The organism is Sinorhizobium sp. B11, from assembly GCA_039725955.1.
GTDB lineage: Bacteria > Pseudomonadota > Alphaproteobacteria > Rhizobiales > Rhizobiaceae > Rhizobium.
Genome location: CP091034.1, coordinates 4,279,391 through 4,292,696 on the forward strand (window position 1 = coordinate 4,279,391; position 13,306 = coordinate 4,292,696).

A 13,306-nucleotide genomic window follows, 5' to 3' on the forward strand; every position below is an offset into this window, starting at 1 on the left:
CGATGAGGCTTATTCGTCATCATCGTCGTCACCGGCAATCGCTCCCGTCAGCCGCATGCCTTCGATCCAGGTGGCGCCATTCTCACGGATAACCTTTCGCGGGCGAACGCCGCAGCGTTCGCGCACCGCCTCGGCCAGTTGCACCGAGTGGGTGACAATCCAGACCTGACTGCTTTTCGACGCCTCGGCGATCATATCGGCAAGCGGCACCAGCATATCGGGATGCAGGCTCGCCTCCGGCTCATTCAGCGCGATGAGCGCCGGCAGACGATAAGAGAGCAATGCGGCCGCAAGACCAAGGAAGCGAATCTGGCCATCGGACAGCTCGCGCGGATGGAAGACGCGGTGCGGGAAATCCGGAAGCATCAACCCGAACTCGGCCGTCTCGCCCGGTTCCGACACGACAAGCCTCGCCCCACCGAGCGCAGATGCCAGGATACGGTCAAGCTCGACCGTATCCTGCCGGATATGTGCAAGCGTTGCAAAGACGGCGGCGAGATTGGATCCGTCCTCATCCAGAATCGGGCTGGTGACCGGGAGACAGGGGTGGCGAAGCGGAGACGCCCTGTCGGTACGAAAACCGTGGAAGAAGCGCCAGTTGTTGACAATGCGGCGGAAGGCAGCAACCTCGGGGAAATGGCCGGCATCCCCAAGGAGCGCGATCGCGGTTTCAGAGGTCAGGGCTTCGTCCGGATAATCCTGCATCCGTCCTGCAGCGTCGCGGACGGAGATGCCAGGACCGGCACGTCTCATCATCGTCACAGCGCGTCGACCGGTTTCGACGGACAGTTCTTCGGCTTTGATCTGCGGCTCCAGCGCGAATCCGGCCGCCGCCGGCGGACGCAGCCCTGCCTCGACATGATATCGGAATGTGACGGCGCGCTCCTCGTCGACGATCTCAACCTCGAGACGGATTCGAGCAGGCCCATCGGACGTGCGGCGTGATCCTGACCAGAGGGCCGATAACATCCCGCCCTCTGCCGCTAGTTCGTAGCCCAACCGCCCGCGAACCGCCGCCTGTACAAGCTGCAGCGCCCGATAGAGATTGGACTTGCCGGCGCCGTTTTCGCCGAGGAACAGCGTGGTATCCGCAAGATCCATGCGGATCGAGCGCAGCGACCGGTAATTCTTGGCAAACATGGAGCGAAGACGCATGTCTTCGCTTTATCGCAAAGCAACGCTAAAAAGAATGGGCGGCAACGGGCTCCGGCAACGGCTGAGCGGAGACGGGCACAAACTGCGCATTCCCATCAGCCGCCATATCGTAGACCGTGAGCTTTTCCAGCGCCTTCGTCACCTCGGTCAGGTCGCCCTCAAGCTGTTCGGCAGGAATGAGATTGCCGATGACGAAATCGAAGCGATCGCCCTTCTTGTTCAGAAGCTCGTGGAAGACAGTCATATCGCGCAACTCGGTCGACCATTTGGCAAACCAGTAGAACAGACCGGAATTGCGCGCCGTCACATGAACGGGAAGAATCGGCAGGCCGTATTTGCGGGCGAGACCGACAGCAGAGGTTTTCCACGGCCGCTCGTTCAGCCTTCCGTTCGCCCAGTAGGCGATGCGGCCGGAAGGAAACAGCACCGTCGCCTTGCCTTCCTTCACGGCATGGTTGGTCAGCTGCAGCGTCTCGCGCGTCTTGAGCTTGCTCTTGAATTCCTCGCGCCACTCGACCGGAATGATTATTTCCGCAAAGCGCGGATTGACGCGCACCGCATCACGATTGGCAAAGAACATCATATCCGGCCGGCGCGTCTTCAGGAGATCGAAGACAGCCACGCCATCGGCAATACCGGTCGGATGGTTGCTGACGAGGATGAAACCGCCGGACGCCGGAATGCGCTCGCCATTGGTGACATTGATGTCGAGCTTCAGCAGGTTGCTCATATATTCGAACGACTGAAAGCCCGGCATATTGGCAACGTCACTGGCGAATTCGATCGCCCTGTTATAGCGCAGCAGCGTGTAGAGAAACGGCCGGAGGACCGGCCAGAGCGGATGCCGGACGATCTTCTGTCCACGCTCGGCAATCAGCGTATCGACGATATGGCCGGGTTTTCCGTGTGAGACCAGGGCGATCGCTTCCGCAAGCTGTCCGAAAGCCGTCATGGAGTCGCGCCGTGCCATAAAAATTCCTGTCTTATAGGAGCTGTAAGCTATCTCAGCGAATTATGATCGATACATGACAAGGGTTTGGCAAGCATTAGCAATTCCATAACGCCACTGTTCCAGAATTGGCATTATGGAAATCAAATTCAAGAGCCCTGGCCATGAATGAACTCCTGATCATCGCCGATCCGCACCTGATGACGGAACGCAGTGCCTGGCTCGAAAACCTGGCCCGCGAACGCCGTCTTTCCGGACATACGCTCGATGCTTACGAGCGCGACACGCGTCAGTTCCTGACCTTCATGACCGGTCACCTCGGCGGCCCGACGACTCTGCGCGACGTCGAGGCGCTGCGCCCGGCAGACTTCCGCGCCTTTCTGGCCGCCCGCCGCAAGGAAGGTTCCGGTGCCCGTTCCGTGGCTCGCAATCTCGCCGGCATTCGCTCTTTCCTGCGTCACCTTGAAAAGAAGGGTCTCGTCAATGCAGCAGGGGCGAGCGCCGTGCGCTCACCGAAGCAACCGAAATCTCTCCCAAAGCCTCTGTCGGACAAACAGGCCATCACCGCGGTCAGCAATGAATCGCAGCTCCATGACGAGCCATGGATTGCCGCGCGCGACGCCGCCGTCATGATGTTGCTTTACGGCTGCGGCCTGCGCATTTCTGAAGCGCTCGACCTGACGCCCGCCGATGTCAGGACCGGCACCACCACGCTGCGCATTACCGGTAAAGGCAACAAAACGCGCCTCGTGCCGCTGCTGCCCGTCGTCTTGGAAACTGTCGCTAAATACCGGCAGCTCTGCCCCATTCATCTTGACGAAGGCGAGCCGCTCTTTCGTGGTTCCCGCGGCGGCAAACTACAGCCAGCGATTATTCAGCGTGCCATGCAGAAGCTGCGCGGCGCCTTTGGCCTGCCCGAGACTGCCACCCCACATGCGCTGCGCCACTCCTTTGCCACACATCTGCTGGCCGGTGGCGGCGATCTGCGTACCATCCAGGAACTGCTCGGCCATGCCAGTCTCTCCACCACACAGGTCTATACCGGTGTCGATGCGTCAAGGCTCCTGGAGGTATATGATAGGGCGCATCCACGCGCATAAGCCTTCGTTAACGCTGTCTCTTAAAGGAATATGCGCAAGCCCGGCGTAGAGCATGAGGCTTGAAGCACATGTGACCGGATTACCATCATGACGATCTCCATCGGCCACCGCACTTTCCATATCGCGCAGTCGGGCAATATCCTGCTCTGGCTGATCGCCGCCTTTCACATGCTGCTCGCCGCCGCATTGCTCGCAGTCATCTTCTCGGTCACGCCGGCCGATGCTGCTGAAGACAACTGCAACGGAAAAGACCTTCTCAGCGAGCTGCGGCAGAACGAACCGGCCCGCTATGCCGAAGCGGTGAAAGAGGCAGATGCCACGCCGAACGGTAAAGGTATTTTCTGGCAGATCGAGAAGCCCGGTCTTAAGCCCTCCTGGCTGCTCGGCACCATGCACGTCACCGATCCACGCGTCCTGAGCCTGCCGCCCCGCGCGCAGGAGGCCCATGATGGCGCCGACACGATCGTCATTGAATCCGACGAAATCCTCGATGAGAAGAAGGCCACGGCATCGCTTCTGATGAGGCCGGACTTGATGATGTTCACGGACGGCACGACTATCGAAAAGCTTCTTTCGCCCGAAGACTATACCCGCCTCGAAGACGGACTGAAGCAGCGCGGCATCCCGCTCTCGGCCGTTTCGCGCATGCGTCCCTGGATGATCGCAAGCGCCGTCGCACTTCCCGCCTGTGAGATGGCCCGCAAGGCCAAGGGCGTGCAGTTTCTCGACCAGAAGATCGCGGCCGATGCGGCCGCGGAGGGTAAACAGGTCAAGGGGCTCGAAACCCTGGCGGAACAGTTGCAGGCCATGGCCGAGCTGCCGACCGAGTTTCATCTGAAGTCGCTGATCGAAACCCTGGAACTCGGAGCCAAGATGAATGATGTCGTCGAGACCATGACCGACATCTATCTCTCCGGCGATATCGGCATGACCATGCCCATGCTGAAGACCGTCACGCCCGAAGGCAGCGAAGAAGACAGCGATTATGCCGCCTTCGAGCAACGCATCATCCTCGACCGCAACAAGGTGATGGCCGAACGTGCCGCACCGATCCTCGCCAACGGCAACGTCTTCATGGCCGTCGGCGCCCTTCACCTGCCGGGCAAGGAAGGCGTCATCGAATTGCTGCGCCAGCAGGGCTTCACCGTCACCGCGGTTAACTGACCGCCTTTAGCCGGCAGTCATTCGCCGCAAGACATCAGTCTTCCAGTAAAACTGATGGACCAGCGCGCCGAAGACATGCGTGACGATGACGATCCAGAGAACGAGCTTCAGGACGTCGGCATGCAGTGAGCCCAGTGCCTCGACACCAAAATAATAGGCCGCAATGCCTGAAGCAGGCAGAGCGAGCAACAACAGATAGAGGCTCGCATGCACCAGCCGCGCAGCGAGCCGAAAGATCGCCGGCTCCTCCGCAGCTTCAGGCGGTACACCCTGCACGAAGCGCAAGGCGAGCCTGAGGATCGTCACGATCAGGATCGCGATACCGACATAGGCATGGATGTTGGCTGAAGCGATCTGTTCCGGCGACGGCGTGCCGCCATGGCGGACAAGCCGCCGCCACGTATTCATGCCGTCAGGAAATAGAAGATTGAAGAGGACCAGGAGTACGGTCACCCAGTGGAGGAATCGTTGGGAGAGGCTGTAACCGACAACGACACGATCACTCATTTTCTTGTCTCTCATTAAGTAGTCGGCAGATCTTGCCCACCAAATGAAAATGCCGCCCGCCCGAAGGCAAGCGGCATTATGAATGATTGCTGATATTTAATCTTACATATGGATCGGCTTGAAGAAGGCGGCGAGTGCTGCTTCCTTCACGGCCTCAGACATGGTCGGATGCGCATGGCAGGTGCGGCCGAGGTCTTCGGCTGAACCGCCGAATTCCATCAGCACGGCAATCTCGTGGATCATCTCGCCAGCACCGAAGCCAACGATATGGCCGCCGAGCACGCGGTCGGTTTCCTTGTCCGACAGGATCTTCACGAAACCATCGGTTGCCAGCATCGCACGGGCACGGCCGTTTGCCGTAAACGGGAACTTGCCAACCTTGTAGGCGATACCGGCGGCCTTCAGCTCTTCCTCGGTCTTGCCGACGGAAGCGACTTCCGGCTGCGTATAGACGACGCTCGGAATGACGTCGTAATTAACGTGGCCGTGCTGGCCGGCGAGGATTTCGGCAAGCGCCACACCTTCGTCTTCGGCCTTGTGCGCCAGCATCGGTCCCTTCACAACGTCGCCGATGGCGTAGATACCCTCGACATTGGTCTTGAAGTGGCCGTCGATTTCGACGCGGCCACGATTGTCGAGCTTGACGCCGGCTTCTTCCAGGCCAAGGCCCGCCGTGTAGGGAATGCGGCCGGTCGAGATCAGCACGACGTCGGCTTCGAGCGTCTGGGCCGCACCACCTGCGACCGGCTCGAACGTCACCTTGGCGCCCTTTTCAGCCTTTTCGACACCGGTCACCTTGGAGCTCAGTTTGATATCGATACCTTGCTTTCCGAGCATGCGCTGGAACTGCTTGGAGACATCGGCATCCATCGCGCCGAGGATCTTGTCGAGAAACTCGATGACGGTCACCTTTGCGCCAAGGCGCGACCAGACCGAACCGAGCTCGAGACCGATGACACCGCCCCCGACGACGATCATCGTTTCAGGCACTTTTTCCAGCGCAATGGCGCCGGTGGAGGATACGATGATTTTCTCATCGAGATCGACCTTCACGCCCGGAATGCCGGCGACGTCGGACCCGGTGGCGATGACGATGTTCTTGCCCTCGATCTGCTGAACCGAGCCGTCTTCGGCGGTCACGGAAACCTTGCCGGCGGAGACGATCTTGCCGGTGCCATGGAACGCATCGATCTTGTTCTTCTTGAAGAGGAAAGCAACACCGTCGACGTTGGACTTCACGGTCGCATCCTTGTGCGCCAGCATCTTGTCGAGATTGAGCTTCGGAGCAGCGACTTCGATGCCGAGCTCTTCCATGTGATGTGTTGCGTGGAACATTTCCGAAGCGTGCAGCAATGCCTTGGATGGAATGCAGCCGACATTCAGACAGGTGCCGCCATAGGTCGCGCGCTTTTCCACGACTGCGACCTTGAGGCCGAGCTGCGCGGCCTTGATTGCCGCGACATAGCCGCCGGGGCCGGTTCCAATAACAATCACATCATAGGACATTGCTTTTCCCTTTACGTTATTGATTAAAGCGTGTCGCGATCCTTCAGATTCGCTTGCCGCGCTTTAAGTTCTTGTTGTCGCATGTCGTTACCGCAAAACCGCTGCGCACTTTTGCGCGACGTGCTTTAGCGCCCGCCGCTCACATTGAGGATCGCGCCTGTTATGTAGGATGCCGACGGCGACAGCAGGTAGACGATTGCATCGGCCACCTCTTCCGCCTCTCCGGCTCGCTTCATCGGGATCGATGAAGCCATTTCTTTGGGCCTGTCCGGCTGCCCGCCGGAGGCATGGATATCCGTCTCGATGATGCCGGGGCGGATCGCATTCACTCTGATGCCTTCGGCCGCGACTTCCCTGGAGAGCCCGATCGTGAAGGTGTCGATGGCTGCCTTGGAGGCGGCATAGTCGACATACTGTGTGGACCCGCCAATGACAGCCGCCATCGAGGAGATATTGACGATCACGCCGCCCTGCCCGCCATGCCTGGAGGACATGCGCCTCACCGCCTCACCGGCACAAAGGATGGAGCCGGTTACATTGATCCGCATCATCCGTTCGAGACGATCGGCCGACATTTCATCGACACGCGCGGTGTAGTCGACGATGCCGGCATTGTTCACCAGCCCGTCCAGTCGCCCAAAATGCTTGTCGACCGCCTCGAACATCGAGACGATATCGGCGGCATTGCCGACATCACCCCTGATCGCGATCGCGTCGCCGCCGGCCTTCTTGATTTCGGAAACGACGGCATTTGCCGCAGCCTCGTTCGAGGCGTAGTTCACCGCAACACGCCAGCCATGGCGCGCAGCAACCAGGCAAGCGGCAGCACCAATGCCGCGGCTGCCGCCGGTCACGAGCAGAACGGGACCATCAGTCATTGTGCACATCCCTTGAAATCGAGAACATCCCACGGCGCGACCTTTGCCTTGCCGTCACCCCAGGCCGAAGACTGGCGTATCGCCGGGCCAAGGCCGGGAAAGACGATCTTCTCCGCAGCCGGGCTGTCGCCGGGCTGCAGGTTATCGAGCCCGCCATTGGCGCTTGCGCGATAAACGAAGCCCTGCCAGACCATACAGGCATCGAGATCGGCACCGGTGACATCGCCATCCGGGCAGTTGAACATCACCATGCCCATGGTCCGCTCCGGATCGTCGGAGGACATGACATAGCCATTCATGACGACCGGGCTCTTCAAGGCGCTGAGCTTGAACTGATGGGTCGAGGTCATGGCCTCGGAGGTAATCGGCGAAAAGCGCAGTTCATAGGCACCATCACGATCTCCATAGATCGCGCTGGCCTGCTTGCACTCGGCAGCGGTGGCGGAAACCGGCGCGCAGGACAGTGCGGCGATGAGGATCCCTGCCAGACCTTTCTGTTTCGTCGCCATGTGCTCCCCACTCATTATAAGTTCGGCTTTCTGCGCCCGTCGGCGTTTTCGATGACCTGGAAATCCGTCAGCAGCACCAGTGGATGCTCTTCCTTGTCCATGCCCCAGAACACCGGATAGAAGCCGTCGCCCGAGCCGCTCCAGAAGATCGCGACATTGCCCTTCTTGCCGGTCACTGGCCGGTGCAGGGCATAGACACCCTTGTTGGCGTCAAGCTCCGGGGCGAGCACGTCGTTATAGTAATTCGCGTCAGAATCGGGCTTCTGGGTCTGCACCTGCTGCTCGCGCTCCCCGATCAGGTCGAGCGTATCAGCATCCATGTAGCTGCCGAGGCCTGCATCGACGGGGTAGCCGAAGATCTCGTCATCCTTGAGCGTCGCGATATCCTGCCCCGGAACGGTCGCAAGCTCCCAATGATCGGGCTTGCCTTCGCCGAAACGCATGCTGGCGGCGGCAACACGCCCGAAGGCCTCATAGAGCCGCACCGGATAGTCGCCTGCAGGAACCGTTCTTGCGAAGGGTGGCCGGTCCGGCTGCGCCAGCGGATCAGCGGCGACGATATGGCCGGACATGAGCTCGACATTGCCCATATCAACCGTCTTGAGAGAGCGTGCGGAAAGCTCCGCATCGCTAAGCGACACGAGGTCGAAATTGCTGCTCGCCTTGTTCACGTCGAAAGCGAGAGCCGAGACCGGCATGAAGGCAACCATGGCACAGAATGCTGCGCCTGCCGCTCGCATGATCCGGTCTCGCATGGCAGATCGCTCCGCTTAGAGGTCCAGAACCAGACGTTCCGGATCTTCCAGGCTTTCCTTGACGCGCACGAGGAAGGTCACGGCTTCCTTGCCGTCAACGATGCGGTGATCGTAGGAGAGCGCCAGATACATCATCGGGCGGATGACGACCTGACCGCCGATGGCGACCGGACGTTCCTGGATCTTGTGCATGCCGAGAATGCCCGACTGCGGTGCATTGAGGATCGGCGAGGACATCAGCGAACCGTAAACGCCACCATTGGTGATGGTGAAGGTGCCGCCCTGCATTTCAGCCATCGAGAGCGAACCGTCACGAGCTGCCTTGGCGAGACGGCCAAGTTCCTTCTCGACTTCGGCAATCGACATCTGGTCGGCGTCGCGGATGACCGGGACGACGAGGCCCTTGTCCGTGCCGACAGCCATGCCGACGTGGCAGTAGTTCTTGTAGATGATGTCGGTGCCGTCGATTTCGGCGTTGACGGCCGGCAGTTCCTTCAGGGCATGCGTGACGGCCTTGGTGAAGAAGCCCATGAAGCCGAGCTTCACGCCGTGCTTCTTCTCGAAGACATCCTTGTACTTGTTGCGCAGGTCCATGACGGCCTTCATGTCCACCTCGTTATAGGTGGTGAGCATGGCAGCCGTGTTCTGTGCATCCTTCAGGCGCTTGGCGATCGTCTGGCGCAGGCGCGTCATCTTCACGCGCTCTTCGCGGGCAGCATCTTCGACCGTCGACGGGCCGCGCGCGGCAACGGGTGCCGCCGGAGCAGCAGCGGCAGGAGCGGCGGCAGCCTTGGCGACGGCAGCGATGACATCACCCTTCAGAACCTGACCGCGCTTGCCGCTGCCATCGACCTGCTCGGCCGACAGATTGTTTTCTGCGAGCATCTTTGCCGCAGCCGGAGCCGGCGGCATGGACGATACCGACGCGGCGGGCGCAGCGGCAGTTGCTGCCGGAGCAGCCGGCGTCGGGGCCGGAGCCGCAGGTGCTGCAGCCGGGGCGGCGGCAGCAGGCGCAGCGGCGGCAGCCGCACCTTCGGCGATCTGGCCGAGAAGCGCGCCGAGACCAACCGTCTCGCCAGCCTGGGCGACGATTTCCGAGAGCGTGCCGGATGCCGGCGCCGGAACTTCGATGGTCACCTTGTCGGTTTCAAGCTCGAGAATGGGCTCGTCAGCCTTGACGGCGTCGCCGACCTTCTTGAACCAGGTGCCGACGGTTGCCTCGCTGACGGATTCACCGAGTGTTGGAACGCGGATTTCTGTGGCCATTGTTCAAATCCTGATTGTGCTTGTTATCGTGTTAGATAGCGGTCCCGGTTTGCGGCCGGAGAATGATTGAGGGCATTGGCGAGACATCGAAACGGAAACCGAGGCCGGAAGAGACGATCGGGTCGGCATCGGCAAGCGCCTGTGCCGCCACCTGGTCCGCAGCCTCGACGACCGCGATGCCGAATGCCCCTTCGCCCGCGAAGACGGGGCCGACGGCAATCGCCGATCCCGCAAGAGCGTTCTGGTGCCAATATTCGGCATGGCGCTTCATCGCCGCCATCTCCTCCCCGGTCCCGTCGTGCGGGAACGTGGAGCGCGGCGGCACAAGTTTCATGAAGAAATATGCCATCGCGCTTCCCCCTTTTTTGTTAGCCGCCCAGCGCATCCTCGAGGAATGCTGCGAGCTGCGACAGGTGCTTGGACATCAGGCCCGTTGCCGGCGAAGCGGCGGCCGGGCGGCCGGTGTAGCGAACGCGCTGATACTTCGCATCGATATGAGCAAGAACCCATTCCAGATACGGGTCGATGAACGACCAGGCGCCCATGTTCTTCGGCTCTTCCTGGCACCAGACCATTTCCGCGTTCCGGAAGCGGGACAGCTCGTTGATGAGCGCCTTGGCCGGGAACGGATAGAGCTGTTCGATGCGCAGCAGGTAGATGTCGTCGATGCCGCGCTTTTCACGCTCTTCCAGAAGGTCGTAATAGACCTTGCCGGTGCAGATGACGACGCGACGGATCTTGGCATCCTTCTGCAGCTTGATCGGGCCGTCCTTGATGACCTCGGCATCGTCCCACAGGAGACGGTGGAAGGAGGATTCACCGGCCATTTCGGCAAGCGTCGAGACCGCGCGCTTGTGGCGCAGCAGCGACTTCGGCGTCATCAGGATCAGCGGCTTGCGGAAGTCGCGCTTCAGCTGCCGGCGCAGGATGTGGAAGTAGTTCGCCGGCGTCGTGACGTTGGCGACCTGCATGTTGTCTTCGGCGCAAAGCTGCAGATAGCGCTCCAGACGGGCGGAAGAGTGTTCCGGACCCTGGCCTTCATAGCCGTGGGGCAGCAGGCAGACGAGGCCCGACATGCGCAGCCACTTGCGTTCGCCGGACGAGATGAACTGGTCGAACACGACCTGCGCACCGTTGGCGAAGTCGCCGAACTGGGCTTCCCAGAGTGTCAGCGCATTCGGACGAGCGAGCGAATAGCCGTATTCGAAGCCGAGAACGGCTTCTTCCGAAAGCATCGAGTTGATGACTTCGTAACGGGCCTGCGTCGGCGACAGGTTTGCGAGCGGGATGTAGCGTTCTTCGGTTTCCTGATCGTAGAGAACCGAATGGCGCTGCGAGAAGGTACCGCGTTCGCAATCCTGACCGGAGAGGCGGATCTTGTGGCCCTCGACGACGAGCGAACCGAAGGAAAGCGCTTCCGCCATCGCCCAGTCGAGGCCTTCGCCGCTCTGGATCATGTTGGCGCGGTTTTCCATGAAGCGCTGGATCGTGCGGTGCGCGTTGAAGCCATCAGGAATTTCCGACAGCTTGCGGCCGATATCCTTGAGCGTTTTCATCGGCACGGCGGTCTTGCCGCGGCGCTGTTCGTCGGCATTGTCTGCCGTGCGCAGGCCCGACCACTCGCCGTCCAGCCAGTCGGCCTTGTTCGGCTTGTAGTGCTGGCCGGCCTCGAATTCCTGCTCGAGATGCGCGCGCCAGTCGGCCTTCATCTTTTCGACTTCGCCGTCCGTAAGCAGGCCTTCGCGGACGAGGCGATCAGCATAGAGCTGCAGAACCGTCTTATGGCCGCGAATGACCTTGTACATCTTCGGCTGCGTGAACGACGGCTCATCGCCTTCGTTGTGGCCGTAGCGGCGATAGCAGAACAAGTCGAGCACCACAGGCTTGTGGAACTTCATGCGGAATTCGGTCGCGATCTTGGCTGCGTAGACGACGGCTTCCGGATCGTCGCCGTTGACGTGCAGGATCGGCGCCTCGATCATCTTGGCAACGTCGGACGGATAGGGCGACGAGCGCGAGAAGGCCGGGTTCGTCGTGAAGCCGATCTGGTTGTTGATGATGACGTGCATCGTACCGGCAACGCGGTGGCCGCGAAGCCCGGAAAGACCGAGGATTTCAGCAATGACACCCTGGCCGGCAAAGGCCGCGTCGCCGTGAATCAGGAGCGGCAAAACCTTGGCGCGCTCGGACAGCGGGATGATGTCGCCGTCCCATACCGTAGCGCTCATGTCCTGCTTGGCGCGGGCCTTGCCCATGACGACAGGGTCGACGATTTCGAGATGCGACGGATTTGCCGTCAGTGAGACGTGCACCTTGTTGCCATCGAATTCGCGGTCGGAGGAAGCGCCGAGATGGTACTTCACGTCGCCAGAACCTTCGACTTCGTCCGGCGCGTAGGAACCGCCCTTGAATTCGTGGAAAATCGCGCGGTGCGGCTTGCCCATGACCTGGGAGAGCACGTTCAGGCGACCGCGATGGGCCATGCCGAAGACGGCTTCCTTGAGGCCGAGGTGGCCGCCGCGCTTCAGGATCTGTTCGAGCGCCGGGATCAGCGATTCACCGCCGTCGAGGCCGAAGCGCTTGGTGCCCTTGAACTTGACATCGAGGAACTGTTCGTAGCCTTCGGCTTCAACGAGCTTGGCGAGGATCGCCTTCTTGCCTTCGGCCGAGAAGGCAACGCCCTTATCCGGACCTTCGATACGTTCCTGAATCCATGCCTTTTCTTCCGGATTGGAGATATGCATGAATTCGACGCCGAGCGTCGAGCAATAGGTGCGCTCGAGAATCTCGATCATCTCGCGAATGGTCGCGTATTCGAGACCGAGCACGTTGTCGATAAAGATCTTGCGATCGTAGTCTGCAGCCGTGAAACCGTAATTTTCAGGCGCAAGCTCGTGATAATCATCTACCGGGGCGGCGATGCCGAGCGGATCAAGCTTGGCATGCAGGTGGCCACGCATGCGATAGGCGCGGATCATCATGATGGCGCGGACGGAATCGCGCGTCGCCTGCAGCACATCGGCGGCATTTGCCGGCTGGCCAGCGGCTTCGGCCTTCGCCTTGACCTTGGTCTCGATGACCTTTTCGACGATGCCCCAGTCGCCATCCAGCGCCGAGACCAGATCGCCGCTTGCCTGCAGCGGCCAGTTCTTCTTGCGCCAGGAAGCGCCCTTGGCCGCCTTCTTCACATCAGCGGGGTCTTCTTCAAGCGCCTTGAAGAAAGACCGCCACTGGTCGTCTACCGAGTTGGGATCGTCTTCATAACGGGCGTAGAGCTGCTCGATATAGGCAGCGTTGGCGCCATCCAAAAACGAGGTGATCTGAAATTGCTCGTTGGCTTCTTGCCGTGCCATGGTGTTACGCGGACGCTTCCGCCCGCCTCCTGACTTAGATGAATTTGCCGGCTTCATCGCCGGCTGCCGCATTCCGATTGCCGCCTGTCCGCGGCGCATCCGCTTTGAAATGAAGAGCCGGGCGGAGGCCGGGATGCCGTCCCTCCGCCCGGGGTATATAAGTT

12 protein-coding genes are annotated in these 13,306 nt (G+C 60.6%); 2 read left to right on the forward strand and 10 right to left on the reverse strand.

Features of this window, described 5'->3' with window-relative positions; all coding sequences use genetic code 11:
• Positions 1 to 9 precede the first annotated feature (9 nt).
• On the reverse strand, positions 10 to 1,155 hold the full coding sequence (locus LVY75_31150) for an AAA family ATPase (GenBank protein XAZ23207.1): 1,146 nt from the start codon (positions 1,153 to 1,155) through the stop codon (positions 10 to 12).
• A gap of 25 nt (positions 1,156 to 1,180) precedes the next feature.
• Positions 1,181 to 2,125 (reverse strand): GNAT family N-acetyltransferase, encoded by a 945-nt coding sequence (locus LVY75_31155; protein ID XAZ23208.1) that lies wholly within the window; start codon positions 2,123 to 2,125, stop codon positions 1,181 to 1,183.
• A gap of 143 nt (positions 2,126 to 2,268) precedes the next feature.
• Here LVY75_31155 and LVY75_31160 point away from each other — a divergent pair, with 143 nt between their 5' ends.
• Together LVY75_31160 and LVY75_31165 are read left to right on the forward strand one after the other, a co-directional pair.
• Positions 2,269 to 3,204, forward strand: coding sequence for a tyrosine recombinase XerC (locus LVY75_31160; GenBank protein XAZ23209.1), 936 nt, complete (start codon positions 2,269 to 2,271; stop codon positions 3,202 to 3,204).
• 87 nt (positions 3,205 to 3,291) lie between these two features.
• Complete coding sequence (locus LVY75_31165; GenBank protein ID XAZ23210.1) at positions 3,292 to 4,368, forward strand: TraB/GumN family protein; 1,077 nt, start codon at positions 3,292 to 3,294, stop codon at positions 4,366 to 4,368.
• 6 nt (positions 4,369 to 4,374) lie between these two features.
• Here LVY75_31165 and LVY75_31170 read toward each other — a convergent pair whose 3' ends face one another.
• The 8 genes from LVY75_31170 to LVY75_31205 all read right to left on the reverse strand — a co-directional run bounded on the left by LVY75_31170 (position 4,375) and on the right by LVY75_31205 (position 13,142).
• Entirely contained in the window at positions 4,375 to 4,875 is a 501-nt protein-coding gene (locus tag LVY75_31170; GenBank protein XAZ23211.1) for a cytochrome b/b6 domain-containing protein, read from the reverse strand.
• A gap of 102 nt (positions 4,876 to 4,977) precedes the next feature.
• Complete coding sequence (lpdA, locus tag LVY75_31175) at positions 4,978 to 6,381, reverse strand: dihydrolipoyl dehydrogenase (GenBank protein ID XAZ23212.1); 1,404 nt, start codon at positions 6,379 to 6,381, stop codon at positions 4,978 to 4,980.
• Positions 6,382 to 6,506: 125 nt separating this feature from the next.
• Positions 6,507 to 7,259, reverse strand: coding sequence for an SDR family oxidoreductase (locus LVY75_31180; protein XAZ23213.1), 753 nt, complete (start codon positions 7,257 to 7,259; stop codon positions 6,507 to 6,509).
• Positions 7,256 to 7,768, reverse strand: a complete 513-nt coding sequence (locus LVY75_31185) for a hypothetical protein (protein XAZ23214.1) — start codon at positions 7,766 to 7,768, stop codon at positions 7,256 to 7,258. Before LVY75_31185 ends, LVY75_31180 begins: the two co-directional genes overlap by 4 nt.
• 14 nt (positions 7,769 to 7,782) lie before the next feature.
• The gene (locus LVY75_31190; protein ID XAZ23215.1) at positions 7,783 to 8,523 is read right to left on the reverse strand and encodes a DUF4241 domain-containing protein; all 741 of its coding nucleotides are present in this window, start codon (positions 8,521 to 8,523) and stop codon (positions 7,783 to 7,785) included.
• 15 nt (positions 8,524 to 8,538) lie between these two features.
• Positions 8,539 to 9,789: a 2-oxoglutarate dehydrogenase complex dihydrolipoyllysine-residue succinyltransferase gene (odhB, locus tag LVY75_31195; protein ID XAZ23216.1), complete on the reverse strand. Its 1,251-nt coding sequence runs from the start codon at positions 9,787 to 9,789 to the stop codon at positions 8,539 to 8,541.
• Positions 9,790 to 9,820: 31 nt separating this feature from the next.
• Positions 9,821 to 10,138, reverse strand: a complete 318-nt coding sequence (locus LVY75_31200) for a YciI family protein (protein XAZ23217.1) — start codon at positions 10,136 to 10,138, stop codon at positions 9,821 to 9,823.
• A 19-nt stretch (positions 10,139 to 10,157) separates the two neighbouring features.
• On the reverse strand, positions 10,158 to 13,142 hold the full coding sequence (locus LVY75_31205; protein XAZ23218.1) for a 2-oxoglutarate dehydrogenase E1 component: 2,985 nt from the start codon (positions 13,140 to 13,142) through the stop codon (positions 10,158 to 10,160).
• Positions 13,143 to 13,306: the final 164 nt, after the last annotated feature.